At 59.7% G+C, this 26,189-nt stretch carries 26 protein-coding genes; 13 read left to right on the forward strand and 13 right to left on the reverse strand.

Translation table 11 applies throughout. From position 1 onward, the window contains the following. Nucleotides 1–89: 89 nt before the first annotated feature. Complete coding sequence (locus tag DK870_RS19840) at nucleotides 90–479, reverse strand: DUF2946 domain-containing protein (protein ID WP_060757161.1); 390 nt, start codon at nucleotides 477–479, stop codon at nucleotides 90–92. Between the two features lie 93 nt (nucleotides 480–572). On the opposite strand from DK870_RS19840, the gene DK870_RS19845 reads away from it, so the two are divergent. Continuing rightward, entirely contained in the window at nucleotides 573–1,010 is a 438-nt protein-coding gene (locus tag DK870_RS19845; protein ID WP_161549469.1) for a DUF3995 domain-containing protein, read from the forward strand. A gap of 617 nt (nucleotides 1,011–1,627) precedes the next feature. On the opposite strand, the gene DK870_RS19850 is transcribed toward DK870_RS19845, so the two are convergent. After that, entirely contained in the window at nucleotides 1,628–1,942 is a 315-nt protein-coding gene (locus DK870_RS19850; protein ID WP_161549470.1) for a contact-dependent growth inhibition system immunity protein, read from the reverse strand. Beyond that, a complete protein-coding gene (locus tag DK870_RS19855) occupies nucleotides 1,939–6,558 on the reverse strand; it encodes an RHS repeat-associated core domain-containing protein (protein ID WP_161549471.1) in 4,620 nt (1,539 codons plus the stop codon). The genes DK870_RS19850 and DK870_RS19855 overlap by 4 nt, the downstream gene beginning before the upstream one ends. A 270-nt stretch (nucleotides 6,559–6,828) precedes the next feature. Here DK870_RS19855 and DK870_RS19860 point away from each other — a divergent pair, with 270 nt between their 5' ends. From DK870_RS19860 to DK870_RS19875, 4 genes are all read left to right on the forward strand, one after another. Further along, nucleotides 6,829–7,158 carry a hypothetical protein gene (locus DK870_RS19860; protein ID WP_060757159.1) on the forward strand — a complete coding sequence of 110 codons (330 nt, stop codon included), beginning with the start codon at nucleotides 6,829–6,831 and terminating at the stop codon, nucleotides 7,156–7,158. Between the two features lie 107 nt (nucleotides 7,159–7,265). Then, nucleotides 7,266–7,961 (forward strand): fumarylacetoacetate hydrolase family protein, encoded by a 696-nt coding sequence (locus DK870_RS19865; RefSeq protein ID WP_161549472.1) that lies wholly within the window; start codon nucleotides 7,266–7,268, stop codon nucleotides 7,959–7,961. Between the two features lie 36 nt (nucleotides 7,962–7,997). Then, the gene (locus DK870_RS19870) at nucleotides 7,998–8,906 is read left to right on the forward strand and encodes an AraC family transcriptional regulator (RefSeq protein ID WP_161549473.1); all 909 of its coding nucleotides are present in this window, start codon (nucleotides 7,998–8,000) and stop codon (nucleotides 8,904–8,906) included. Nucleotides 8,907–8,999: 93 nt separating this feature from the next. Next, nucleotides 9,000–9,260, forward strand: coding sequence for a hypothetical protein (locus DK870_RS19875; RefSeq protein ID WP_161549474.1), 261 nt, complete (start codon nucleotides 9,000–9,002; stop codon nucleotides 9,258–9,260). Between the two features lie 289 nt (nucleotides 9,261–9,549). On the opposite strand, the gene DK870_RS19880 is transcribed toward DK870_RS19875, so the two are convergent. Continuing rightward, a complete protein-coding gene (locus DK870_RS19880; RefSeq protein WP_060757155.1) occupies nucleotides 9,550–10,494 on the reverse strand; it encodes a diguanylate cyclase domain-containing protein in 945 nt (314 codons plus the stop codon). A gap of 245 nt (nucleotides 10,495–10,739) precedes the next feature. Here DK870_RS19880 and DK870_RS19885 point away from each other — a divergent pair, with 245 nt between their 5' ends. Continuing rightward, on the forward strand, nucleotides 10,740–10,988 hold the full coding sequence (locus DK870_RS19885; protein WP_090371558.1) for a DUF1652 domain-containing protein: 249 nt from the start codon (nucleotides 10,740–10,742) through the stop codon (nucleotides 10,986–10,988). Here the strand turns inward: DK870_RS19885 and DK870_RS29385 are convergent. Then, complete coding sequence (locus DK870_RS29385; protein ID WP_178126884.1) at nucleotides 10,985–11,125, reverse strand: hypothetical protein; 141 nt, start codon at nucleotides 11,123–11,125, stop codon at nucleotides 10,985–10,987. The genes DK870_RS19885 and DK870_RS29385 overlap by 4 nt on opposite strands. Nucleotides 11,126–11,350: 225 nt before the next feature. Here DK870_RS29385 and DK870_RS19890 point away from each other — a divergent pair, with 225 nt between their 5' ends. Genes DK870_RS19890 through DK870_RS19905 form a run of 4 tightly spaced genes read left to right on the forward strand, consistent with a single transcriptional unit; the run spans nucleotide 11,351 to nucleotide 13,191 of the window. Beyond that, the gene (locus tag DK870_RS19890) at nucleotides 11,351–11,662 is read left to right on the forward strand and encodes a YXWGXW repeat-containing protein (RefSeq protein ID WP_060757153.1); all 312 of its coding nucleotides are present in this window, start codon (nucleotides 11,351–11,353) and stop codon (nucleotides 11,660–11,662) included. A 31-nt stretch (nucleotides 11,663–11,693) separates the two neighbouring features. Continuing rightward, the gene (locus DK870_RS19895; protein WP_060757152.1) at nucleotides 11,694–12,272 is read left to right on the forward strand and encodes an RNA polymerase sigma factor; all 579 of its coding nucleotides are present in this window, start codon (nucleotides 11,694–11,696) and stop codon (nucleotides 12,270–12,272) included. Further along, the gene (locus DK870_RS19900) at nucleotides 12,269–12,700 is read left to right on the forward strand and encodes a hypothetical protein (protein ID WP_060757151.1); all 432 of its coding nucleotides are present in this window, start codon (nucleotides 12,269–12,271) and stop codon (nucleotides 12,698–12,700) included. Before DK870_RS19895 ends, DK870_RS19900 begins: the two co-directional genes overlap by 4 nt. Then, nucleotides 12,697–13,191 carry a periplasmic heavy metal sensor gene (locus DK870_RS19905; protein WP_060757150.1) on the forward strand — a complete coding sequence of 165 codons (495 nt, stop codon included), beginning with the start codon at nucleotides 12,697–12,699 and terminating at the stop codon, nucleotides 13,189–13,191. Before DK870_RS19900 ends, DK870_RS19905 begins: the two co-directional genes overlap by 4 nt. Before the next feature lie 103 nt (nucleotides 13,192–13,294). Here the strand turns inward: DK870_RS19905 and DK870_RS19910 are convergent, their stop codons facing one another. Then, nucleotides 13,295–13,657 (reverse strand): NUDIX hydrolase, encoded by a 363-nt coding sequence (locus tag DK870_RS19910; RefSeq protein WP_060757149.1) that lies wholly within the window; start codon nucleotides 13,655–13,657, stop codon nucleotides 13,295–13,297. Nucleotides 13,658–13,783: 126 nt separating this feature from the next. On the opposite strand from DK870_RS19910, the gene DK870_RS19915 reads away from it, so the two are divergent. The 3 genes from DK870_RS19915 (at nucleotide 13,784) to DK870_RS19925 (ending at nucleotide 16,129) form a co-directional block, all read left to right on the forward strand. After that, nucleotides 13,784–14,773: a Gfo/Idh/MocA family protein gene (locus tag DK870_RS19915; protein WP_161549475.1), complete on the forward strand. Its 990-nt coding sequence runs from the start codon at nucleotides 13,784–13,786 to the stop codon at nucleotides 14,771–14,773. Nucleotides 14,774–14,800: 27 nt separating this feature from the next. Further along, nucleotides 14,801–15,430 carry a ribonuclease T2 gene (locus DK870_RS19920; protein WP_161549476.1) on the forward strand — a complete coding sequence of 210 codons (630 nt, stop codon included), beginning with the start codon at nucleotides 14,801–14,803 and terminating at the stop codon, nucleotides 15,428–15,430. 111 nt (nucleotides 15,431–15,541) lie between these two features. Further along, a complete protein-coding gene (locus DK870_RS19925) occupies nucleotides 15,542–16,129 on the forward strand; it encodes a LysE family translocator (RefSeq protein WP_161549477.1) in 588 nt (195 codons plus the stop codon). On the opposite strand, the gene DK870_RS19930 is transcribed toward DK870_RS19925, so the two are convergent. From DK870_RS19930 to DK870_RS19960, 7 genes are all read right to left on the reverse strand, one after another. Further along, a complete protein-coding gene (locus DK870_RS19930; RefSeq protein WP_090371542.1) occupies nucleotides 16,071–16,946 on the reverse strand; it encodes an AraC family transcriptional regulator in 876 nt (291 codons plus the stop codon). The two genes, DK870_RS19925 and DK870_RS19930, sit on opposite strands and share 59 nt — an antisense overlap. 105 nt (nucleotides 16,947–17,051) lie before the next feature. Beyond that, nucleotides 17,052–18,674: an ABC transporter ATP-binding protein gene (locus DK870_RS19935; protein ID WP_161549478.1), complete on the reverse strand. Its 1,623-nt coding sequence runs from the start codon at nucleotides 18,672–18,674 to the stop codon at nucleotides 17,052–17,054. Between the two features lies 1 nt (nucleotide 18,675). Next, nucleotides 18,676–19,695: an ABC transporter permease gene (locus tag DK870_RS19940; protein ID WP_017738565.1), complete on the reverse strand. Its 1,020-nt coding sequence runs from the start codon at nucleotides 19,693–19,695 to the stop codon at nucleotides 18,676–18,678. 1 nt (nucleotide 19,696) lies between these two features. Continuing rightward, entirely contained in the window at nucleotides 19,697–20,770 is a 1,074-nt protein-coding gene (locus DK870_RS19945; protein WP_060757143.1) for a microcin C ABC transporter permease YejB, read from the reverse strand. Further along, a complete protein-coding gene (locus DK870_RS19950; protein ID WP_161549479.1) occupies nucleotides 20,771–22,609 on the reverse strand; it encodes an extracellular solute-binding protein in 1,839 nt (612 codons plus the stop codon). It abuts the gene before it with no gap. Continuing rightward, nucleotides 22,606–24,435, reverse strand: a complete 1,830-nt coding sequence (locus tag DK870_RS19955) for an extracellular solute-binding protein (RefSeq protein WP_161549480.1) — start codon at nucleotides 24,433–24,435, stop codon at nucleotides 22,606–22,608. Before DK870_RS19955 ends, DK870_RS19950 begins: the two co-directional genes overlap by 4 nt. A gap of 322 nt (nucleotides 24,436–24,757) precedes the next feature. Next, entirely contained in the window at nucleotides 24,758–26,164 is a 1,407-nt protein-coding gene (locus DK870_RS19960; RefSeq protein WP_060757140.1) for a transglycosylase SLT domain-containing protein, read from the reverse strand. Between the last annotated feature and the right edge of the window lie 25 nt (nucleotides 26,165–26,189).

Here is a 26,189-nt window from a genome sequence, read left to right on the forward strand (position 1 = left end):
GAATCCTGAAAAACTCAGCTTGAAAACAACGCACAGCCGCCCGTAAACCCGAGGGGAACGGTGAGCGGTGCAGATCGGAAAGCGAAGGATCAGGCGACAGCGGGAGGCGCGCGCGGGTGGGCCGTGGGCCAGGTGAAGCGGGCAGGAACGTCAGCGGCAAACACGACCGCCGCAGGCGGCGCGTGCGGTTGTGGCAACACGGCCACATTCAAATGGGTGTTGAGCGCAGGGCCCATGCCGCCGGTGGAGCACAGCGGGCAACCGAACGCCTTGGACAGCGTCGGCAGGTTCTCGTCAGTGGACCGGGTTGGGGTGGGGGCCTGAGTGCGCGGGTCTACCGTACAGAACTGACCACCGATACCGTTGAGCTGCATCCCCAGCATCTGCCCATGGCCAATACTGCAGGCGAACACATTGAACAGGACGCAGCAGTAGAGCATCCAGGCAATGAGCGAGCGGTCGGTACGGGCAAGTTTCATGGGGCGGCACTTTACCATCAGCCGCCGACGAAATGCCTACAAAAAATCCTAGGGCGACTATCCTGAATCGCACATTTTTGGAGAGAGCCAGCCATGAGCTTTTTCATCGCGCGATGGATCGTTGGCGTATTTACCTGCATCAGCATGGTGCATTTGTACTGGGCCGCCGGTGGCAAACTCGGCATGCTCGCTGCCATTCCTCAACTGCCGGGCGAATTCGCCAGCGGGCCGAGGCCGGCGTTCAAACCCTCGGCGCTGGCCACGCTGCTGGTCGCGATGGGGCTGGTGGCGATTGCGTTACTCGTGTGCTTGCGGGTCGGGTTGTACTTTTCGCCGGTGTCCCACGGAGCGCTGCAGTGGGGCATCAGTGCGATCGCCGTGGTCATGTTCGCCAGGGCAATTGGGGACTCGGAATTGGTGGGTTTTTTCAAGAAAGTGGGCGGGTCGAGGTTTGCACGGTTGGATACGTATGTTTATTCGCCGTTGTGTCTGGTGTTGGGGGTGGGGTTGTTGGTGGTGGCGTGGGGGTAATGAGGGCGACAGGTTTCGCTTCTTACGATGCTCACTCAGTGCGAAGAGTTGCGAAGTCCAAGTGCCCCTCGAAGGAGATGCACGCAATCCAATCAATTGCCTCTGTCACAATGTAGGTGTGTTGAGGTAGTTCGGAAAAAATTCTGAGTGCGTGGATTTGATGTCCATGGTTTAGGCCCAAATTACGCAGTCATGGTCGTCCATATGTACTAGAAATGTAAGCTGGTTATCGGTTATCCAAAATGGATATCCAGTTGTTTCACCCAAAATAGAGGCGATATCTTGTGCACTGCTGACTTTCCAAGCTCGGTATGATGAGTCGAAAACCAGCAAAATCAGATTTTTTTTGTGAATGCGATTTTCTATCTCCCTCCAGAAGTTAGGGTTGTGCTCTATTTTTTTCATTCAGGTTTATTGCGTCAAGTACGTTGTTTTGTGATTTGAAGAATTTTTTGTCAGTGATTTTGTCAAGTCAGTGAGTTCCGCCTCCTCAAGCTTCTTTGAGTCTATTTTCAAGGTTTTAAAGCGTTATCGATTTCATCTTCAAGATAGTTGATTTGATAAATAATCTCGTTCATTTTGTTATGAGCCCTTTTTCGATTTAAAAATAATAGTGTCTATTTAGTGATGTTAGGTGAGTGTTTATCGAGTTTTCTGAATATATGATTTAGCCATAATGTCCCTGAGGGCCATTTGTGCGGGTAATAGTAGCCGCACCCAATTTCCAAGAATAGAAGGTTTTGGAGTTGTGGCTCGGGTAAATTGGCGAATATTAATTTGGTAAGTTCTAGTTTTGTCAGCTCTATTGTTTCTGCAGGTGCTTCCGATAGGTAATTCGCGATTACTTCGTCTGCATTTGAGTAGTCATCAGCCCAATCTTGATTAAAGTAGCCAGATAAGAATTGCTGTAGTTTTGGGTAGTCTTTATTCATGGGTTTGGATATCCGGTATGAATTCTATAGCCGTCAGGCATTCTTATGTCTCTTCGTATTATAAGATAAATTTCTATTCCTGGAACCGTTGTTTGTGTGCCTCTTACTAGGCTTTTGCCCACTGGGATTGGAGATCTTTGGATAATTACGGTTTGGCTGTCGTTACCCGTTAGAAAATCATTTATCTTAGTTTGGTTTTCGGCAAGCACTTTTGATATGGTGGCCTCGGCTGTTGTGCGATCAAGGAAAGTGGATGCCACAGGAACATGGGGTTCTTGCGCCAAACGTTCAGCAAGTTGCTCATCCGTTTTACCTATGTGCCTTCCTATCAAGTGCCCGCCTGCAGATTCATGTGCGCCCAAACCTCCTCCAGGAACAATTACGCTGAACGGACCTTCTGGACAATTATTTGACTTACAACTCAATCCGAGTGGATCCACCCACCCCGTAGGATTCGGCACGTACTGGTACGCGTTAATCCCACCCGCCAGCTTCACCGGATCCGGTGTCAGGTATCGACCAATGTCCGGATTGTAGTAACGATGACGGTTGTAGTGCAGCCCGCTTTCCGCGTCACGGTACTGACCTTGAAAACGCAACGGATTGTCGATTTTGCCGACATCAAGGCGGGCTATTTCGCCATAGGCGCGGTAGTGCGCGGACCAGACGATTTCGCCTTCGCTATCGGTCAGTTCCTGCGGCGTGCCGAGGTGGTCGAGTTGGTAGTAGTAGGGTTTTGGCTCTTTTGGCCCAAAGCCTTCCAGCATCGCGAGCGGGCGGAAGCTGTCCGGTTCATAGAGGTAACTGCGATGGCGCTCCGCATGATGCTCGGCAATCAGCTTGTCGCCTTGCCAGAAAAACTCCGTGGTCGTGTCATCCACGGTTTTGCTGATGCGCCGCCCAAACGGGTCGTAGCGATAGTGGGCGGTTTGCCCGTTGGGCGTGGTGAGGCCGATCAGGCGGTGCTGGCAGTCGTAGCGGTATTCGGTGACGAGTTGCTGGCCTTTGCCGCGTCGTTCGCGGATCAGGTTGCCGAAGGCGTCGTAGTCATAGTGATGATCGCCCTGGATCATCAGGCGATTGCCCGCAACGATGTTCGGACCAGGGCGGTTCTGCATCAGCAGGTTGCCCGCCGGGTCGTGGCCGAAGCGTTCCTGTACGTCTTGCGAGTGGTTGGCGCGGGTCAGGCGGGCGAGGGGGTCGTGGTGGTAGTCGTGCTGGCCCTTGCGGGTGTCGAGCAGGCGGGTGAGGTTGCCGGTTTTGTCGTAGTCGTATTGGCGCTGGTAGAGAATGTGTTCCTGCTGGGTGATGGCGTGGGCGTGCAGGCGGTGCTGGTCGTCGTAGTGGTAGTGGCTGAGCAACTGGCCTTGTTGGCGTTGGTGTTCGCGACCGTTTTTAAACAGGTGTGAGGTGAGCAGCGCACCGTTGAGTTCAACCGTGGAAAGGTGACCGCCTTTGTCGTGGTTGAACACCAGACGGTTGTTGTCCGGCAGGCGCAGGTGTTTTAACTGACCACAGGCGTCATAGCCGTAGCGCAGGGTGCCCCAGCCTTGGTGCTCGGCGGTCAGGCGATTCTGGACGTCGTATTCGTAGGCCAGCGCCCAGTGGCCGTCGTCGACACTGAGCAGGTTACCCTGGCGGTCGTAGGCATATTCAACCACTTCGCCATCGGGGAGGATTTTTCTTACAAGGCGCCCGGCGTGGTCGCGCTCATAACGCGTAACCAGCTGACTGCCATCGTCGCCGTGTTCGGTCTTTTCCAGCAGATTGCCGTTGAGGTCGTAGGCATACGCCGTGCGCTGGCCATCAAAGCCGATTTCTTGCTGGATCAGGCCGTTGGGGTGGTAATCAAGCTGGTAGGTTTCGCCGGCTTCGTTTTCAATCGCGGTCAGCAACAACCGCACGTTGTCGTAGCGGTACTTGACCTGGGTGCCGTCGGCATTGAGGCGGCGGCTGATCAGGTGCAGGCCATCGGTATATTCGTAACGGGTGACATGGCCGAGTTCGTCGCGTTCGGCGGTGATTTTTCCGTAGGGGTTGTAGCTGTATTCCCGACACGCATCGCCCGGCAGTGCCACGCGAACCAGGCGGCCCACGCTGTCCCACTGGTACTGGGTCAGCGCGCCGTGCTCATCCTCACGCGCCACTTGCCGCCCAACGTCGTCATAGCGATAACGCTTGATGGCACCATTGGGCAGTTGCTCCTCCAGCAATTGCCCGCGCTCATTCCAGACCAGCCGATGACAGCTGTGATCGGGGTACCAGACGCCGGTCAGTTGCCCGGATGGGTTGTAGCTGTAGTCGGTGATGTGCCCGGCGGGATCCGTCCGACGCGTCACATCGCCCTGGTCATTGCGCTCATATTTCCAGACCGCCTGACCCCGCCGCACCACGCGTACGAAGCCGTTGTCATGCTCGTAGGAGGTTGGTTCGTCCTCCCCCGGAAACATCGCCACCAAGCGTCCGGCATCGTCGTACTGATAGGCCGTCACCGCGCCCAGCGGGTCTTGCTCGACCGTCAGCCGGCCCTTGTCGTCGTAGGATTTGAAATGCTCGGCACCGTCCGGATCGATGCGCTGTACCAGCCGTGCGCGCTGGTCATGCACGTAGACTTCCTGGCTGCCGTCGGCGTTAAACACCGTGACCTGGCCGTCGTCACCCCAGGCATAACGCGCGTCCATCTGCGAGAAGCTGGCCCAATGCCGGACACAGCGCGCCGCCTTGCCGGAACGTTCCCATTCCCAGTAGAAACTCGCGCCACCGGCCAACTGCCGCTCAAGGATGACGTGCTGAGCGTCGTAGCGATAAACCTCACGTTCACCCACGGCATTGGTCGCACACACCAGTCGGCCACCGTCGTCATAGGCGTAGGAAACAACGTTGTGTTCGGTCACCCAGGTGAAGGCTTCATGACCTTTGGCGCGCTGAACTTGGTAGTCCACTGCCACAATGCGCTCAAGCTCATAGCGCAAAAACAGCGAGCGGCCGACGCCGTTATCCAGCCGTTCAATACGCCCCGAGCGATCCCGCAGAATACGCAGCCGGTTGTCGTACGCATCGCTGATGGCGGTGAGCACACCGTTGCAAAAGTGGTAGAAGCGCGAGGCCTGAGCCAGTACTAATTCATCGGGCAGAGCGCCCAGATAGATCGCCGCTTCGGCCAGGCTATTGGTGATTGCGGGCCGTGAAATAGACGGCAAGGGCAGCGTGGTCGACCGATTCTCATGATCCGTCCACACCACCGAATCGCCATCAACGACAAGCCTGTGCGCCAGCGCATGGCTCCAGCCAAACCCCAACCCACAATCCACCTCCACGGTACTGGTGCGATACAGCCGCGTCCACTCAAACGGCAACACGCCATCCAGCGTGCCATCGGTGAGGGTCAGCAACTCCTCGCCAGTGACCATCGACACCGGGCAGCCATGGGAGGCGGTCTTGTCCGCCGGGGCCGAAGCCTCCCCATTGAGGTTTTTCCCCGAGGCCGGTACATCGTCGACAGATTCTTTCTGCCTCAGCACCGCATTCTGCCGCGCTCGCCAGCGCATCTGCATCCGGCCTTGTTTCAGCCCGCCGACCACGCCGCGAACCGCGACCGCCTTGTAACGATCCACCGCTTGCATAAACGCCCGCAGAATCGTCAGCACGTCTTCGACAAAGCCCATCGCCGCCTGAACAATGCCTTTGCCATACTTGACCAGGCGCAAGCCCAGGTACGCCACGCCCGCCGCCGGCAAGGCAATCGTCAGCACCGCGCCGATCACCAGATCAATCAGCAGCGAGACCACAAAACCGGCAGCCACCTCCGCCATCGCCTGGGGAGGCAACGCGTCCAGCCAGATCATTGCAGTGCGCAACATCAGGTACAGCGCTGCTTCATCACTGGCGAGCAACATCGCCTGTTCCATGACCTTGGGTGCATCGGTGGCGATCTGCGCCAGCTTCGCCGCCTCGGCTCCCAGTTGTTCGGCAAATTTCAGCGGGTCTTCAAGAATCGACTGCACCAGCTTGATGCTGTCCCACACCTCTTTGATCGCCACCCAACTGCCCGCCAGCACACCGCTGGCAACTGCACTGGCCGTTGACACCTCCCAATGAGGCCGGAAACCCTCCCACTGTGAGCGCAGCCATTGTTCCAGGTCTGCCGTCAGCCCGGCGTAGGAGGCAAACAAGGCGTCTACCTGCTCCTCTGAGACCTCGCCTTGTACGCGCACCTGGTATCGCCCGCCGGCGGCGCAAACGTGCGCGCCTTTGCCGTGCTCATCCAGCATGATGGTGGTAGAGCTGGCATCATCCAGCCCGATGACCTCAACGGGGATATTGCCGATCGGTACCTCATACACCGACTCGAACTGGCTCTCGATCTGCAGCACACCGCCCGCCGGGCAGTGGGCTACGGTAGAAAAATCCGCATCGGAAAGACTCACCGAACGCTGTGAGTCGCCTACCCGCAACACCCGATCCATTCCCAACAGCGACGGCATATCGGCGACATGGCTGACTGAGTCCAGCGCCTGTGCGTACCAGGTGCTCATCTGTCGGCGGTAGTGCACCAGGCTCTGATGAAAGCCATCGAGCTCATGTTCGATAGCGGCAATGTGGGAGGCGTGGGTCATCCGTGACGTCTCGGCAGAAGGGCAAGGCGCCGGAGTCTGCCGCAACAAAAAGCGTCGGGATGAACGGTTTGAAAAAACAGAATGGGATGACTGGAGACGAGGAAAACTCGTAAAAAACCAGCCCTAAGGACTACACAAAAAAGCGATAGGGCTCATTGCGTGAGGCTAGGCATCTAAGATGCCGACGCAATAAGGCAATTTAATGGCCCCTTTGTAACAAAATTCTCGCCAGAATCGCTTTTATTTTCAGGTGGTTAGGTGGGGAAGCGAATGCGCACTGTTGGAATCATGCTGATTGCCTGCTCCCTGGCGGGGGGGGCGGCTGCCGTGCAGGCAAGGGAACTGCGCGAGGGTGACAAGTACATGTGCAGTTGGGGCGCCGGTACGGCGGCCAGGGCTCAGGAGCTCAAGTTGGCGGGTGTGTCTTTGTATGCGGCGCGCCAGAAGATCCAGACCATCAAGTTCAGCAAGTCGTGGATGCGCATGATGGCTATGGGCATCACCGAGCAGACCTATGACAGCCGTTCCCGGCTCAAGCCTGAGGTGATTCGCCAGAGCTTCTATCAGGACTGCTTGCGCTACAAGGTGGCGCGCAAGTAGCCCCTGGGCGCTTTGCACCGGGCAGTGCAAAATCTGCGTAAGCCTGTCCAACTTTCCCCGGAGGCCGCTCGCCATACTGGTGCCAGGTAAACCAGGAGGCACAGGCCATGACCGATTACGTATTCCCCCCCGCGCAAACCCCATCCCTGGCCATACAGGGCAGCGATGCGCGTTTCCCCCTGCGTCGCGTGTTCTGCGTTGGTCGCAATTACAGCGAACACGCCCGGGAGATGGGGCATGACCCGGATCGCGAGCCGCCGTTCTTTTTCATGAAACCGGCGGATGCGGTGGTGCCGGCCGAAGGTGTGATCGCCTATCCGCCGCTGACCTCCGACCTGCACCATGAAGTGGAATTGGTGGTGGCCATCGGCAAGGGCGGGGTGGATATCAGCCCCGATGAAGCTTTTTCCCACATCTGGGGCTATGGCGTGGGGATCGACCTGACGCGCCGCGACCTGCAAGCCCAGGCGAAAAAGCTCTCACGCCCGTGGGAATGGGCCAAAGCCTTCGATGAGTCGGCGCCCAGCACGGCGTTGCAGCCGGTGAGCGCGGTAGGGCACCCGTCCACCGGCAAGATCTGGCTGAAGGTCAATGGCGAACAACGCCAGGTCGGCGACCTGGCTGACCAGATCTGGTCGGTCAGCGAAGTGATCAGCCACGCCTCCCGATCCGTCGCGCTCAAGGCCGGTGACCTGATCTTCACCGGCACGCCCGCCGGTGTCGGCGCGTTGCAACCGGGCGATACCGTGACGGCCGGCATCGACGGCGTTGGCGAGTTGAGGTTCACCCTTGGCAACGGTTGAGGCTAAAGTGGTGCCCTGGCCACCCGAGACAGCGCTATGCCCGGCACCCGCGTCACCACCTACGGCATGGAACAACGCAGCGACCGCCCCGACTTCTATATCCGCGACAAACGCGGACGGGCGGCGCTGACCAGCCCCCATCGGCACGAATACTTCCAGATCCAGATCAACCTCGGTGGCGACACCGTGCAGCATATCGGTGGGGCGGTGCGACCGTTTCCGCGTAAAGCCCTGGCGTTCATCCTGCCCCATCGCCTGCATGTGATTCCCCATCCTGAGGATGGCGAGTTCATCCTGATCAACTTCAGCCAAGCGTTTTTCCTGCCGCAACTGAGTTGTGATCCGCTGGACCTGGAGGACATTCCTATCGGCCAGGCACCGGAGCTATCGCCGTTTCGCTTTCAGGAGCAACTGGACTTTATCCTCGATGATACCGCGTTCGAAGAAGTCAAAACCTGGCTGGCCCATATGCGCGCCCTCGACACTCACCGCACTTTTGGTGCCCGCGAGAGGCTCAAGGGCTACCTGTTTCAACTGATTGGCCTGGTCTGTGAGCAGTACGCCGAGCCGCTGCAAGCGTTTGCCGCCAACAACGCTATCCGGCGCGGGCGTAAGGACGCCTTGGCGCGGGTGCAAGGCTATATCCGCGCGCATATCCACGAACCCAGTCTCAACCTTACCGATACGGCCGCCGCCGCATTTCTATCGCCCAACTACCTGACGCACCTGCTGCGCAAGGAAACCGGGAAACCCTTCTCCCAGTGGGTGCTGGACCGCCGCATGCAACTGGCGCGCACGTTGTTGCTGAACAGCACCCAACTGATCGGGGTGATAGCGCAACGTTGCGGGTTTACCGACGAGGCCTACTTCTCCCGCTGCTTCCGCAAGGCCCAGGGCATGACGCCCGGGCAGTTTCGCCGTCAGCAGCAGACAGAAATGTTGTAGTCACACGGTTTTTACAAATCCACGACAATGAGTAGGTTTCAATGTGCATACAATTCGACGCTTCTAGTCACTCCAGCAGGACGCTTGCGAGACATGAATCAACCAGAACCCCCATCCTCAAGCGGCTTTCGCTCTTTTGCGATCGGGGTTGTGTGCGTGGCGGTGCTGTTGGGCACTTATTTCATGCGGCTCAACGCTGAGGTTGACCGAGAGCGGGAGCAGGTTGCAGAGCGTCTGGCTTTCTGCCAGCACCTTGAAAGTGTGACCCGTGTGGCGGGGTCCACGAACCTGGAATCCCCAGAAGCCTGCAAGCAACTCAAAAAACGTTATGCCGAAAGTGTTGCGCCGTTATAACCAATAACCCCAATTACAGAGTGGAAATAAGCGGGCGAAGTGTGCACGCTTAATCAGCGCTTATTGCACCAAAAAGTGGCACTTATGGTGTTGGCCACCTTAAAAAATGTGTGGATATTGAATGACTTACGGCGCTTTTAATCCGACGAAAGGATTAAAATAATCTTGTTGCAGGTTTTAACAACCGTTATTATAGCCGGGCGTTCACCTCCCACGGTTTATGCATTTTTAAATCCCAAGTTTCCATCAGCTACTTGGGATTTTTTTTGCCCGGAATTTGATCTCGGCGTCAAACTTCTATGTCGGCAAACTCTGCTCGCATCCGGCCATTGTGCTTGGCTTGATAGAGCAACTTATCGACGGATTCGACAAACCCCAACACGTTGCTGTCGGGTGTCACGATGTGCGTGCCCACGCCCAGGCTCAACGTCAGCAAGTTCGACACCGGCGAGAACCCGTGCTCGATCTGTTGTTGGCAAATCAAATGCAGACAACGCTGGGCAACCTGCCGAGCCGATGCGGCATCAGTTTCCGGCAACAGCCAGACAAACTCCTCGCCGCCGATACGGGCAATGAAATCCCGGGGGCGGTTGGCAGCCTGGGACAGGGTGCGCGCCACCTGGCGCAGGCACTCGTCGCCCTTGATATGGCCGTAGTGGTCGTTGTACTGCTTGAAGAAATCAATATCGAGGATGAGCAACGACAGCGGCAACCGGCTGCGCAGCGCACTGGCCCATTCCCGTTCCAGCACGGTGTCGAACATGCGGCGGTTGGCGATGCCGGTGAGGCCGTCCTGGAACGAGTACTCCTCCAGTTGTTTTTGCAGGCGGATCAGGTGTTCCTCGGTCTTTTTGCGTTCGCTGATATCGAACATGAAGCCGATCAACGCCTCCACTTCACCGTCCTTGCGCACGACGTGCACCACATCGCGAATCCACACGTAATCGCCATTCACCGTGAGCGCGCGGTAATCGGCCTCGTGGTCGACCCCGGCACGCGATTGCGACACACAGAAATTCACCACATATTCACGGTCGTCCGGGTGCATGCGTTCAACCCAGTCATCCACGCTGGCCCAGCTTTGCGGCGTCCAGCCCAATAACGTCTCGATCTGCGGGCCGATATAGCTGAAGGTCATGGTCTGCCAATCAATGCGCCAAGGGATAGCCTTGGTCGACTCCAGCAGGGTCTTGTAGACGTCGCTGTCGGGCAGGCGTGGAGCATCGATGTTCATGGGCGGCGGCTCGCATGATGGCTAAAAGCCAACAGCGTCTTGTGAGCGAAGCCCTGAGTCAAGCCTTCGCGAAAGCCGCAGACGAGAGGTCGTGTGCTGGGTTTCTGGCGCCAGCACACCAGTATTTGTTGGGCATAGTGAGGCACAGCTAACACTTTTGAGTTAATTGTTCGGTAGCAGGCAAAAGCTTATCTACGCTGTTTACATCACACATTCAGGGATGCATCCACGGACGGGGCTTTATCATGATTCCGATCGTCGAATTCAACCGCATCATGGCCGCCGGGTTCCTGCCGCTGGCGTGTGATTGCAGCCTCAACAGCGACGGTTCGCTGCGCATTCGTGTGTTCGAGCCGGAGTCTGGCCGTGTCGAGCTGCTGTTGACTCGGGTCTCGCCCCAAGGTCTGGACAGCATCCGTTCCATCTCAAACCTGATTGGCGAGTTGCGCACCGAGATCAAGGCCGGGCGCCGTGGCTTTGCGGTGATGGGTTAGCTGTTGACGGTACTGGTGGTGGGAGTGGCGGCGCCGTAGTAGCGCCAGCAGCAATGCCGGTGTTCCGGCAGGATCACGCAACCGCTGAGGCTCACGATCAACAGGGCGGCGACCAGCATATATAGGCGACGGGACATGATGTTTCCTCTTGGTGTGTTCTGCGTCACTCCTTGAACGCAACCACCGACACAAATCCGTCGCGATGCTTGCAAACTTTTCATCAAGTCCTGTGATTCCCTGGGCAATACTTCCTCTGGGCCACCGTGTAGAAAAAACCCGTTTTTTCTGCGACGGATTTTCCTGCGCCTGGCGTTCAACCCATCAGCAGCGTGCACTTTCGCTCGCCGTATGAAGGAGTTGCCATGAACTCACTGACCCAATTGCGTTGTGCCGTGCTGGCTCCGCTGGCTTTCGCCGCGTTTGTCAGCACCCCGGTTTTCGCCGAGACCGAAGTGATTATCCGCCAGGCACCACCGGCAGAACGTGTCGAAGTGATCCCTGCCGAGCGCCCCGGATACGCCTGGGATCGCGGCCACTGGCGTTGGGAACACGGTGCCTACGCCTGGGTGCCTGGCCACTGGCAACCGGTGATGCGCAATGCCCGGTGGGAGCCAGGCCATTGGGAATCCCGTGGGCCGAACTGGTACTGGCGCGAAGGGCATTGGATTCGCTGAAACCTAACTCCCCGGACCGAGTATTACCCGATTGAAAGACACTGATCCGGACGTTGAGCTACTGGCACGTATCGGCAACAACGAAGCCGCCGCGGTCAATGAAATGGTGACGCGCAAGCTGCCGCGGTTGCTGGCGCTTGCCGGCCGGCTGTTGGGGGATGCCGACGAGGCCAGGGACGTGGCTCAGGAAAGTTTTCTACGGATCTGGCGCCAGGCGGCCAATTGGCGTGCCGGTGAAGCGCGCTTCGACACTTGGCTGCACCGAGTGGCGCTCAACCTGTGCCATGACCGCTTGCGTCGACGCAGAGAACGCCCGTTGAATGAGGACGAGGTGCTGGAACTGGCGGACAGCGCACCGTCCCCCGAGGAACAGTTGGAAACCAGCCAGCGCAGCGCCCGCATGGCCGCCGCGTTGGCGGCTTTGCCGGAGCGTCAGCGCGAAGCCATCGTGTTGCAGTATTACCAGGAGCTGTCGAACATCGACGCCGCGGCCCTGATGAATATCAGCGTCGAGGCACTGGAGAGCCTGCTGTCGCGGGCCCGCCGCCAGTTGCGCAGTCAACTTGCCGACACACCCGGGCTCGCCCGCCCAGGAAGGGGAACACCATGACACTTGAACGATTTGCTTACCTGGCCGATGCCTACGGCGCGAGCCTGCACCGCTGGCCCGTTGCCGATCAAGCGGCGGCCCGCGCCTTGCTCGACAGTGGCGACCCTGGCGCCCGCGAAGCACTGAGTGCGGCGAGTTGGCTCGATCAGCAGATGGACAGCCATCAACTGGCGCCCGTCGACCCCGCACTGGTGCGCCAAATTCGTCAGTCGGCTGTGCAACGCAGGTCATTTTGGTCGCGCTATGCCAACTGGTTGTCACCGGCCGGTCTGGTGGGCGTGGGCATTGCCGGTATCGCTGCCGGGGTGCTGGTGGCGTCGATGAGCGTGCCGCTGCCGATGTTGTCATCCGAAGTGTTGCCCAGCGTCTTCGATCAAGGCGATGCCGACGTCGTGTTTACCGTCAATGCCGAGGAAACCGAGCAATGACAGCCAAAACCCTTAAGCCGTGGTTGGTCGTCTCGGTGTTGCTCAACGTATTTTTGATTGGCGGGGTGGCGGGCGGCCTCTATCACTGGATGGCCGTTGCCGCGCCTGCCGAGGCGGTGGTCAACCAGCATGGTCTGCGCCAGGCGATGTTCAAGTTGCCGGTCGAGCGGCGTAAGGAGTTGCGTCAGTTGCTGCGCCACAACCGTGCCGACAGCCAGCCGTTGATCATGGCGGGTCGTGAAGCCCGTCTGGGGGTGATCAAGCAATTGGAGGCGCCGACGCTGGACCGCGCGGTGCTGGTGTCTGAATTGGCCAAGGCACGTGAGGCGGATGTTGCGCTTCGGGCGTTGGTGGACGATACCTTGGCGCAGTTTGCGAGTAATTTGCCTCAGGATGAGCGGCAGAAATTGGTTGAGGCGCTTTATCAGCGGGGGCAGGGGAAGGCCAGGGAGAAGATGACGCAAGGGCTGGGGAGTAAGCCGCGTTCTTGAGCGGGGTGGCTACCTATCCATTGCTGCGGGAACGGCTGATGGCGCTGCCGCGTTCGTCAATTCCTTTGTCGAACGGCAGGGCGTAGAGGCAGTTATGCAAGGGTCAGAGGCGACGCAGGAAGGCTTTGACGATATGCCGCGTGGCGTCGGTGGTGTCCAGGTCGTCCACGGCGGTGTAGGGGTGCCACCGGCAATCGATGATTTCGTTGCAGGGCCGCGCGTCCGCGAGGTTGATCACGGAGGCTTCAAACACGTGGTGCTCGGTGTCACTGGTTTTCAGTTCCTGCAGGTAGAGCAGGCCGTCGACCTTCAATCCGGTTTCTTCGTGCAACTCCCGTTCGGCCGCGCCCACGGGGCGTTCGCCGGGTTCGACCTTGCCGCCCGGCAAGGCCCATTTTGATCGGACTTTGCGCACGAAGAGGATATGCCCCTCATGTGCGCAAATGACGGTTGCGCGTGTTTTCAATGTGTGAAGCTCCGTAGCGAGATGGCTGTCATCAAAGTGTAATGCAATTGTCATGCTGGGCGGCTGTGGCACTTGCATCAGGGGATGTGGATACTGCTCGCTGGACAACACGGACGAGGAAGGCAGATGAGTACCGTACGCTGGGGCATGATCGGCTGTGGCAGTGTCACTGAGTTAAAGAGTGGACCCGCTTTCTACAAAGCGCCAGGTTCGGCGCTGGTGGCGGTGATGGGGCGACGTGTCGAAGCGGTGCGCGATTATGCGGCACGCCATGGCATCGCTCGCTACTACACCGACGCCCAGGCGTTGATCAACGACCCCGAGGTGGATGCGGTGTACATCGCCACACCGCCCGACAGCCATCTTGAATACAGCCTGATGGTGGCGGCAGCCGGCAAGCATTGTTGCGTCGAGAAACCCATGTCGTTGAATGCCGGGCAGAGCGCGTTGATGCAGCGCACGTTCGAGCGCGCCGGGCTGCATTTGTTTGTGTCCTACTATCGCCGCTCCTTACCGCGCTTCCAGCAAGTGCGCGATTGGCTGCAGACCGGGCGCATCGGTGAGTTGCGTCATCTGACCTGGACCCTGTGCAAGCCGGCCGCCGCAGCGGATACCAACCCGGCCAACTGGCGCACCGACCCGGCGATTGCCGGTGGTGGCTACTTTGCCGACCTGGCCAGCCATGGTTTTGACCTGTTTCAGTACCTGGCCGGGGATATTGTCGATGTGGCCGGGTTCACCGCGCGCCAGGCCGGCCGTTATGCCGCGGAGGACGCGGTGACCGCCAGCTGGCGCTTCGCTTCGGGTGCGCTGGGCATGGGCGCCTGGAACTTTGTGGCGGACCGGCGCGAAGACCGGGTCGAGTTGATCGGCAGCCATGGGCGCATCTGCTTTTCGGTGTTCGAAGACCAGCCGATACGTCTTGAAGCGCAGGCCCATGAAGTGCTGACTGTGCCGTGCCACGCGCATATCCAATGGCATCACGTGCTGGGCATGAATGCGCATATTCGCGGGGAGGCGCAGCACCCCTCGTTGGCCATCGAAGCATTGAAGACCGATCAAATCCTTGACCAGGTGTTGCAACGTAACCCCGTTCATCCCGAGTCGTCGTACTAAAGTCAGCTTTTTTCAAGGAACAGGCAGATGAAATACTGGATGTTGTTATGGCTGGTGCTGGCCACGGGGGCCGTGGCGGCTCCGCGCAGCCAAGGGCAGGCGGGGGAGTTTGATTTTTATGTGTTGTCGTTGTCGTGGTCGCCGACCTTTTGCCTGACGCACCCGGACAACGAGCAGTGTTCGGGCAAGGGGTACGGCTTTGTACTGCACGGTTTGTGGCCGCAATACGCACGGGGCGGATGGCCGGCCTCGTGCGACTCGCCGTCGTCGCTGAACCGCCAAGCCATGGACAAGGGCGCCACGTTGTTCCCCAGCCGTTCACTGATCAAGCATGAATGGGCCAAGCATGGCACGTGCTCCGGGCTTGAGCCGCTGGCCTATCTGGAAAAGGCCGACGCCGCGCTGGGGGCGGTGAATATTCCGCCACAGCTGCAGCCGCTCAACTCGCCGGCGTCATTGCCGGCCCAAGCGATCGAGGCGTTGTTTCGCGAAAGCAACCCACGCATGGGCAACCACGGGCTGGCGGTTATCTGTAAAGGCAAGGTGCTGTCGGAAGTGCGCGTGTGCCTGACCAAGGATCTGGCGTTCGCCGGCTGCCCACGCAGCGTCAAGACCCAGTGCCGTGACGGGGATATCCGCATTCCTTCACAGCGTTGAAGCAACAGCGCCTTGCTGTTCGGCGCCAGAGGGTGATTTTCTTCAATACCGCGCGTGCCTTGCCCTTTAACGTGACGTCATCTTGATCGTCACCACCTAAAGGGAATCGCAATGAGCTTGATCATTTCCATGGCCGCCTTCGCCTTGGCGACCTCCATTACGCCGGGCCCGGTCAATGTGGTCGCCTTGAGTTCCGGTGCGCGCTTCGGTTTCGCCGCCAGTCAGAAGCACGTATTTGGCGCCGCCGTGGGTTTTACTTTGTTGCTGGTGCTGATTGGCCTCGGGTTGCATGAAGTGCTGTTGCGCTGGCCCATCCTTACCCAATTGATTCAGTGGGGCGGTGTGGCCTTCCTGCTGTACATGGCCTGGAAACTGGCCGTGGACGATGGCCGGTTGGACGCTGAGGGTACGGCTACCGCACCGTCGATGCTGTACGGCGCGATCATGCAGTGGCTCAACCCGAAAGCCTGGTTGGCCTGTGTCGCGGGCATGGGCTTGTTTGTGGCCGATGGCGACGCCGCACAGGTCTGGCTGTTCGCGGCGCTCTATCTGGTGATCTGCTACCTGTCGGTGGCGTGCTGGGCCTATGCCGGCACGTTCTTGCGTCGTTACCTCGGCAACCCGCAGGGTGTGCGTCTGTTCAACCGTTCAATGGCCGCGTTGCTGGTGGCCAGTGTGGGTTATTTGCTGATGGCTTGAGCCGGTCGCGGTACTGGCCAGGCGTGGCGGCGAAGTGCTGTTTGAAGGCGCGCTGGAAATGCGCCTGGTCGGCAAAGCCCGCCGCCAGGGCCACATCGGCAATCAGCTTGCCCTGGCGCAGTTGGGCGCGGGCAAACTGGATGCGTTGGTTGATCAGGAAGGCATGGGGCGTCAGCCCGTAATACTGCTTGAAGGCGCGGATCAGGTACGAGGGCGACAGCTCGGCGGCCAGGCAGATGTCTTCCAGTTTCAAGGCTTGCGTGCAGTGCGTGCGAATGTAGTCGGCCGCCCGTTCCAGCTTGTGGTTGACCTCGCGTACCGGAGTGTCCGCAGGGTTGAGGCGCTGTTGGACTTCGGTGAAATAACTCACCAGCGCGCTTTGTTTTTGCAGATGTTCAGCCTGTGTGTCCACCAGTATCCGGTACAACTCCAGCAGGCCGCGATACAGCAGCGGATCGCGCACGTAGGGCGTGTTGAACGGCCGGTAACCCTGGTCGGTGCTGAAGCCCAGTTGGTACTGCAGGTCAGTCAGCCAGGGCGTATCGATGTACAGCATCTGATAGGACCACGGCTCATTGTCGATGGGGTTGCAGGCATGCACGTCGCCGGGGTTCATCAGGACCACCGTACCCGCGTCGATCTCGAACGTCTGTGTACCGTAGTGGTAATAGCTGCGTCCGGTGGTGATTGCCCCAATCGAAAAATGCTCGTGCGCATGCCGGCTGTAGGTCACCTTGCGCCCGTCCGCAATAGTGCGCGCCTCAATGAACGCCAACGCAGGGTCGCGCCAGAAAAACGGTGCTGTAGCGGCGGTCATGGCAGGCGCTCCCTGAAAGAATTGGAATGAGCAGGCAACAGGCTCATACAAAAGGTGGGCTTATTCAAGCCTTGTGCATCACACGATACGCTGCCACGCGGCGCTCTATTGGCCTGACTGATTAACGGGAGGTGGCACCAGGAACGCCGCCTCCAGCAATTGCCGGGTATACGCATGCTGCGGATCGGCAAAAATCGTCCCGGCCTCGCCTTGTTCCACCACCTGCCCATGCTTGACCACCATCAGTTGGTGGCTCAACGCCTTCACCACCGCCAAGTCATGGCTGATAAACAGGTAGGTCAGGTTGTACTTGGCCTGCAGGCTGCGCAACAACTCGACCACTTGGCGCTGCACCGTGCGGTCCAATGCCGAGGTGGGTTCGTCCAGCAGGATCAGGCGCGGCTTGAGCACCAGGGCGCGGGCGATGGCGATGCGTTGGCGCTGGCCGCCGGAGAACTCGTGGGGGTAGCGATGGCGGGATTCCGGGTCCAGGCCGACTTCCTTGAGTGCGGCAATAATCGCCGCCTCCTGTTCAGCCGGCGTGCCCATCTTGTGAATACGCAAGCCTTCGCCGACGATTTCGCTGACGCACATGCGCGGGCTCAGGCTGCCGAACGGGTCCTGGAACACCACCTGCATTTCCCGCCGCAGCGGGCGCACCTGTTGCTGGCTGAGCTTGTCCAACTGCTGGCCTTCAAAGCGAATGCCGCCCTGGCTGCCGATCAGCCGCAAGATCGCCAGGCCCAGGGTCGATTTGCCTGAGCCGCTCTCGCCGACAATGCCCAGGGTCTGCCCCTGGGGCAGGTTGAAATGGATACCATCCACCGCCTTGACGTAATCGACGGTGCGGCGCAAAAAGCCTTTCTTGATCGGGAACCAGACCTTGAGGTCATCGACTGCCAGCAACGGCGGCCCGACTTCATTGGCAACCGGCCCGCCGCTGGGCTCGGCGGCCAGCAGTTCCTGGGTGTAGGGGTGGCGGGGCGACTGGAACAGTGTCTCGCTGTCGGCTTGTTCAACGATGCAACCTTGCTGCATCACGCACACCCGGTGAGCGATGCGTCGCACCAGGTTCAAGTCGTGGCTGATCAGCAGCAGCGCCATGCCCAGGCGCGCTTGCAGCTCTTTGAGCAACTCGAGGATTTTCAACTGCACCGTCACGTCGAGGGCCGTGGTCGGTTCATCGGCGATCAACAGCTCCGGCTCGTTGGCCAACGCCATCGCGATCATCACCCGTTGGCGTTGGCCGCCGGACAACTCGTGGGGCAGGGCCTTGAGGCGCTTGTGCGGCTCGGGGATGCCCACCAGCTCAAGCAATTCCAGGGTACGCCGGGTGGCGACTTTGCCGGTCAGCCCCTTGTGCAGGCCAAGCACTTCGTTGATCTGCTTCTCGATGGAATGCAGCGGGTTCAACGAGGTCATCGGTTCCTGGAAGATCATCGCAATGCGGTTGCCACGAATATGCCGGATGGTTTTTTCCTTGAGCGTGAGCAAGTCTTGCCCGGCATAGGCAATGGTGCCCGACGGATGCCGCGCCAGCGGGTAGGGCAGCAGGCGCAGGATCGAGTGAGCGGTCACCGACTTGCCCGAGCCGCTTTCGCCGACCAGGGCCAGGGTTTCGCCACGCTTGATATCGAAACTGACGTTGTTCACCACGCGGTGATGGTGACTGCCCGTGACGAACTCGACGCTGAGGTCGCGGACTTCGATCAGATTGTCCTGGTTCATCTCATTTCCTCGGGTCGAAGGCATCGCGAGCGGACTCGCCGATAAACACCAGCAAACTGAGCATGATCGCCAGCACGGCAAAGGCACTCATACCCAGCCACGGCGCTTGCAGGTTGGATTTGCCCTGGGCCACCAGCTCGCCCAGGGACGGCGAACCGGCCGGCAAGCCGAAGCCGAGGAAGTCGAGGGCCGTGAGGGTGCCGATGGCGCCGGTGAGAATGAACGGCATGAAGGTCATGGTCGAGACCATGGCGTTGGGCAGGATATGGCGGAACATGATCGCGCCATTTTGCATACCCAGCGCCCGGGCTGCGCGGACGTATTCCAGGTTGCGCCCGCGCAGGAACTCGGCGCGCACCACGTCCACCAGGCTCATCCAGGAGAACAACAGCATGATCCCCAGCAGCCACCAGAAGTTGGGCTGCACGAAGCTGGCGAGGATGATCAGCAGGTACAATACCGGCAAGCCCGACCAGATTTCCAGGAAGCGCTGCCCGGCCAGGTCGACCCAGCCGCCGTAGAACCCCTGCAACGCGCCGGCGATAACGCCGATGATCGAGCTGAGGACGGTCAGGGTCAGGGCAAACAGCACCGACACCCGGAACCCGTAGATGACCCGGGCCAGGACATCACGGCCCTGGTCATCGGTGCCCAGCAGGTTGACGCTTGACGGCGGTGCGGGCGCCGGGACCTTCAGGTCGTAATTGATGCTCTGGTAGCTGAACGGGATCGGTGCCCATAAGGTCCACGCATCCTTGGCCTTGAGCAGCTCCTGGATGTACGGGCTCTTGTAGTTGGCCTCCAGCGGGAACTCGCCGCCAAAGGTCGTCTCGGGGTAGCGCTTGAGCGCTGGAAAGTACCAGTCGCCGTCGAAGTGCACCGCCAGCGGCTTGTCATTGGCGATCAGTTCCGCACCCAGGCTGAGCACGAACAGGATCAGGAACAGCCACAGCGACCACCAGCCGCGTTTGTTCGCCTTGAACCGCTCGAATCGGCGGCGATTGAGGGGGGACAGGTTCATCTCAATGCTCCCGGCTGGCGAAGTCGATGCGTGGATCGACCAGGGTGTAGGTGAGGTCGCCGATCAACTTCACGATCAGCCCCAGCAGGGTGAAGATGAACAGCGTACCGAACACCACCGGGTAGTCGCGGTTGATCGCCGCTTCAAAGCTCATCAGGCCCAGGCCGTCGAGGGAAAAGATCACTTCGACCAGCAACGAGCCGGTGAAGAAAATCCCGATGAAGGCCGACGGGAAACCGGCGATGACCAACAGCATCGCGTTACGGAATACATGGCCGTAGAGCACACGATGGTGGGTCAGGCCTTTGGCCTTGGCGGTGATCACGTACTGCTTGTTGATCTCGTCGAGGAAGCTGTTTTTGGTCAGCAGCGTCATGGTCGCGAAGTTGCCGATCACCAGTGCGGTAATCGGCAGTGCCAGGTGCCAGAAGTAATCGAGGATTTTGCCGCCCCAACTCAACTCATCGAAGTTGTTCGAGGTGAGGCCGCGCAACGGGAACCAGTCGAAGTAACTGCCGCCGGCAAACACCACGATCAGCAGGATGGCGAAGAGGAACGCCGGGATCGCATAGCCGACGATGATCGCCGAACTGGTCCACACGTCGAAGTGGCTGCCGTGTCGCGTGGCCTTGGCGATGCCCAGCGGGATCGATACCAGGTACATGATCAGCGTGCTCCACAACCCGAGGGAAATGGACACCGGCATCTTCTCCTTGATCAGGTCGATGACCTTGGCATCGCGGAAGAAACTGTCGCCGAAGTCCAGCCGGGCGTAGTTCTTGACCATGATCCACAAGCGTTCCGGCGCCGATTTGTCGAAGCCGTACATCTTCTCGATTTCCTTGATCAGCGCCGGGTCCAGCCCCTGGGCACCCCGGTAACTGGAGCCGGCCACCGAGACTTCGGCACCACCGCCGGCAATACGGCTGGTGGCGCCTTCAAAGCCTTCGAGCTTGGCGATCATCTGCTCAACCGGGCCGCCGGGGGCGGCCTGGATGATGATGAAGTTGATCAGCAGTATGCCGAACAGCGTGGGGATGATCAGCAGCAGGCGGCGAACAATATAGGCCAGCATTCAATTGCCTCCGCTCGCCGGATCGGCGCTTTGAGTCGTGTCCAGGGAAACCGCCGGCTTGACGTTGGGTTTGGCCCACCAGGTGATGGTGCCGACGTCGTAGCGTGGCGGTACCTTGGGGTGGCCCAGGTGGTCCCAGTAGGCGACGCGGAACGTCTTGATGTGCCAGTTGGGGATGACGTAGTAGCCGAACTGCAGCACGCGGTCCAACGCCTTGGCATGAGCGACCAGGCTTTTGCGCGAGTCGGCGTTGATCAACTCTTCGACCAATTGGTCGACCGCCGGGTCCTTGAGGCCCATGTAGTTGCGGCTGCCGGGTTTGTCGGCGCTGGGGGAACTCCAGAACTCACGCTGCTCGTTGCCGGGCGATGTGGATTGGGGGAAGCTGCCCACCAGCATGTCGAAGTCGCGCGAGCGCAGGCGGTTGATGTACTGCGACACGTCGACCCGGCGAATCACCAGGTCGATGCCCAAATCGGCGAGGTTGCGCTTGAAGGGCAGCAGGATCCGTTCGAATTCGGTCTGGGCCAGCAGGAACTCGATGGTCACCGGTTTGCCGGTGGTGTCGACCATTTTGTCGTTGACGATCTTCCAGCCGGCCTGCTGCAGCAACTGGTAAGCCTCGCGTTGCTGGGCGCGAATCATGCCGCTGCCGTCGGTCTTGGCCGGTTCGAAGGCTTGGGTGAAGACCTCGGCCGGGATCTTGTCGCGCAGCGGTTCGAGAATTGCCAACTCTTCCGGGCCGGGTAGGCCGGTGGCGGCCATTTCCGAGTTTTCAAAGTAGCTGCGGCTGCGGGTATAGGCGCCGTTGAACAGTTGCTTATTGCTCCATTCAAAGTCCAGCAACAGGCTGATCGCCTTGCGCACACGTACATCCTGGAACATGGGCTTGCGGGTATTGAACACAAAACCCTGCATGCCGGTGGGGTTGCCGTTGGGGATCTCTTCCTTGATCAATCGGCCTTGAGCGACCGCCGGAATGTTGTAGGCGTTGGCCCAGTTCTTGGCGCTGATCTCCAGCCAGTAATCGAACTGCCCGGCCTTCAGCGCTTCCAGGGCGACGGTGTTATCGCGGTAATAGTCGGTGATGCGGCTGTCGAAGTTGTAGAAACCCTGGGTGACCGGCAGGTCCTTGGCCCAGTAGTCCTTGACCCGCTCATAGCGAATCATGCGTCCGGCCTTGACCTCGGCGACCTTGTACGGCCCGCTGCCCAGAGGGATTTCCAGGTTGCCCTTGGAAAAGTCGCGGGTCGCCCACCAATGCTTGGGCAGTACCGGCAATTGCCCGAGGATCAGCGGTAACTCGCGATTGTTGGTGCGCTTGAACTTGAACAGCACGCGCAACGGGTCTTCAGCCACCACTTCATCAACGTCGGCGTAGTAGGTGCGGTATATCGGTGAACCGTCCTTGAGCAGTGTCTGGAAGGTGAACACCACATCGTCGGCGCGGATCGGCTGCCCATCATGAAAGCGCGCTTCGGGGCGCAGGTAGAAGCGTACCCAACTGTTATCCGGGGCCTTTTCGATCTTGCCGGCGACCAGGCCGTATTCGGTGACGGGTTCGTCCAGGCTTTGCATGGCCAGGGTGTCATAGACCAGGCCGATGTTATCGGCGGGCACACCTTTGCTGATGTAGGGGTTGAGGCTGTCGAAGCCGCCCATGGCCGACTCGCGGAAAGTACCGCCCTTGGGCGCATTGGGGTTTACGTAGTCGAAGTGCTTGAAGTCGGCGGGGTACTTCGGCGGCTCGTTGTAGAGCGTCAACGCATGTTGCGGCGCGGCTTGGGCCGCGGTACACAGCAAGAGGCTGCCAAGCAGTGCCGTACGCAAAGACATCATTGGGCTTTCTCCGAAGCTTTGAGCCACCACGCGCTCAGGCCCAGGCTGTAGGGCGGCGTGGTGACAAAGGCGAACCGGTTGCGGTAGGCCAGTCGATGATAGTTGAGGTACCAGTTGGGAATGCTGTAGTGCTGCCACAGCAGCACCCGGTCCAGCGCCCGGCCGGCGGCCAGTTGCTCCTCGCGGGTTTGCGCGGCGAGCAGTTGTTCCAGCAAGTGATCGACCACGGGGTTGGCGATGCCTGCATAGTTCTTGCTGCCCTTGATCGCGGCCTGGCTGGAGTGGAAGTACTGCCACTGCTCAAGACCCGGGCTCAAGGTCTGGTTGAGGGTCATCAGGATCATGTCGAAGTCGAACTGATCCAGGCGTTGCTTGTATTGCGCCCGGTCAACGGTGCGCAGGCGGGCGTCGACGCCGATGCTGATCAGGTTCTCGACATAGGGCTGCAGGATGCGCTCCAGGTTCGGGTTGACCAGCAGGATCTCCAGGCGCAGCGGCTGCCCCTGGCTGTCGAGCAAGCGTTGCCCCGACAGCTTCCACCCGGCGTCTGCGAGTAATGCCAAGGCACGACGCATGGTGTCGCGGGGGATGCCACGCCCATCGGTCTGCGGCAGGCTGAACGGCTGGGTGAACAGTGGCGCCGGCAACTGCTCGCGGTAGGGGGAGAGCATCAGCCATTCATGCCCCACCGGCACGCCGGTCGCCGAAAACTCGCTGTTGGGGTAGTAACTGACGCTGCGTTTGTAAGCACTGCTGAACAGCGAGCGGTTGGTCCATTCAAAGTCGAACATCAGCCCCAGGGCTTCGCGCACTTTGGCTTGGCCGAAGGTCGGCCGCCTTGTGTTCATGAACAACCCCTGGCTTTGGGTCGGGATCTGGTGGGCGATCTGCGCCTTGATCACGTCGCCTCGGTTGACCGCCGGAAAGTTGTAGCCCGTGGCCCAGTTCTTGGCCTGGTGCTCGATATAGATGTCGAACTCGCCGGCCTTGAAGGCTTCGAACGCGACGTCACTGTCACGGTAGAACTCCACTTCGACCTTGTCGTAGTTGTAGAAACCCTGGTTGACTGGCAGGTCCTTGCCCCAGTAGTCCTTGACCCGCTCGAACACCAGTTGCCGCCCCGGCGTGACCTTGGTGATGCGGTACGGCCCGCTGCCCAGTGGCGGCTCGAAGGTGGTGGCCTTGAAGTCGCGGTTTTTCCAGTAGTGCTGGGGCAGCACGGGCAACTCGCCCAGGCGCAGGATCAGCAGCGGGTTGCCGGCGCGCTTGAAGACAAAGCGGATACGATGACGATTGAGAATGTCGACCCGCGCCACTTCCTGCAGGTTGGTGCGGTATTGCGGGTGGCCTTCGGTCAGCAGCGTACGGTAGGAAAACGCCACGTCATACGCTGTGATCGGCTTGCCATCGTGAAAGCGGGCTTCGGGGCGCAGATTGAACACCACCCAACTGCGGTCCTCGCTGTACTCCACCGATTGCGCGATCAGGCCGTAGCTGGACGTGGGCTCATCCCCGGACGGCGCGTACTGGCCGGTGCCGACCATCAGCGGCTCGTTCAGCTCGTTGACGCCGTATTGCAGGAAATTGGGAGTGGAAACCGGGCTGGTGCCCTTGAAGGTGTAGGGGTTGAGCGTGTCGAACGTGCCAAATGCCATCACCCGCAACGTACCGCCTTTGGGCGCTGCAGGGTTTACCCAATCGAAGTGGGTGAATTTGGCCGGGTACTTGAGCGTGCCGAACTGCGCGTAACCGTGGCTCTCGGTAATCGTCGCGTTCGCAGCAAAGCTCAAGGCCAGACTTATTAGTAGAAGGAGGGGACGCTTCAAGGCAGAGATCCGATCCAGGCGGCTTGGGCTTTATGATCGGTACAGTAACAGCTTGTTCCGGTTGGAAAAAGCTGGTTTATGTAGTGAGCGGGCTTGCCCCGCGCTGGGTGGCGCAGCCGCCCTAAACCAGGCCCCTCGGTCTTCCTGACACACCACGGCGTCCATGTTGGGGACACCTCATCTGTAGTGAGCGGGCTTGCCCCACGCTGGGTGGCGAAGCCGCCCTAAACCAGGCCCCTCGGTCTTTCTGACACACCACGGCGTCTTTGTTAGGGCGGCTGCGCCGCCCAGCGCGGGGCAAGCCCGCTCACTACAGAAACGGCTATCGTGGGCCGGAAACGACGAGCATCTGCCCTGGCTTCAATGCCTGGCCCGTGCGCGGGTTCCAACGCTTGAGGTGTTGCATCTCAACGTTGAAGCGCTTGGCAACTATGTACAACGAGTCGCCTTTCTTGACCTTGTATTGCACCGGCTTCTTGCTGCTGGCCACGACTTTGCGCGTGTCCTGCATCACCAGGGTCTGGCCGACCTTGAGTGCCTGGCCGTTGAGCTTGTTCCAGCGTTGCAGGTCATGCACGTCGACCTTGTTCGCCTTGGCGATCAGGGTGAGGTTGTCGCCAGTGCGCACCTTGTAGCTGCGGGTACGTCCGGCAACGGCTTTTGTCTCGACTTCGTCGAACACGGCCTTTTTCGGGCGCATGGCCAGCAATTCCTCCGGACGCATCGTCGAAAGGGTGCTGGTCAGCAGATGCGCCTTGGAACTGGGCACCAGCAGATGCTGGGGGCCGTCCAGGGTGGTGCGTTGTTTCAGGGCCGGATTGAGCTGGAACAGCTCGTCTTCGTCGATTTCAGCCAGTGCCGCGACCCGTGACAGGTCCATGCTCTGTTTGACTTCAACCACTTCGAAGTACGGCTGGTTGGCGATCGGGCTTAGGTTGACACCGTATGCCTCCGGCGCCAGCACCACTTGGGACAGCGCCAGGAACTTGGGCACATAGTCCTTGGTTTCCTGGGGCAGGGGCAGGTTCCAGTAGTCGGTGGGCAGGCCGAGTTTCTCGTTACGCTCGATGGCCCGGCTGACCGTGCCTTCGCCGGCGTTATAGGCCGCCAGGGCCAGCAACCAGTCGCCATTGAACATGTCATGCAGGCGCGTCAGGTAATCCAGTGCGGCGGTCGTGGACGCGGTGATGTCACGGCGGCCGTCGTAGGCGCGGGTCTGGCGCAGGTTGAAGTAGCGCCCGGTGGAGGGGATGAACTGCCACAAACCGACCGCATCGCTACGCGAATAGGCCATTGGGTTGTAGGCACTTTCAATCACCGGCAGCAGCGCCAGCTCCAGGGGCATGTTGCGTTCTTCAAGGCGCTCTACGATGTAGTGAATGTAGAGGCTGCCGCGTTCTCCGGCGTTTTCCAGAAAGGACGGGTTGCTGGCGAACCACAAGCGCTGTTGCTCGATGCGCGGGTTGACGCCCAGGCCTTCCTGCAATTGAAAGCCCCGTCGCATGCGTTCCCAGACATCCTGGGGCACTTCGGGGCTGGGCTTCTCTGAGAGCCAGATAGGTTTTTGCTTGATCTTGGCGGCAAGATTGGGTTTGGGTTGCACGGTGGATTGTGCAGCGAAATTTGTCGATTGGCAGCCCGCCAGAGTCGCGGACACAGCCACCGCCACGGCTTGAGCCAGGCGGGTCAATGCGTCTGAAGAAATGGATTTACGAATAGATGACGACATTGGCTGGAAGTAAGTTCCGGGCAAA

The organism is Pseudomonas sp. Q1 (assembly GCF_009935975.1).
Classification (GTDB): Bacteria; Pseudomonadota; Gammaproteobacteria; order Pseudomonadales; family Pseudomonadaceae; genus Aquipseudomonas; species Aquipseudomonas palleroniana.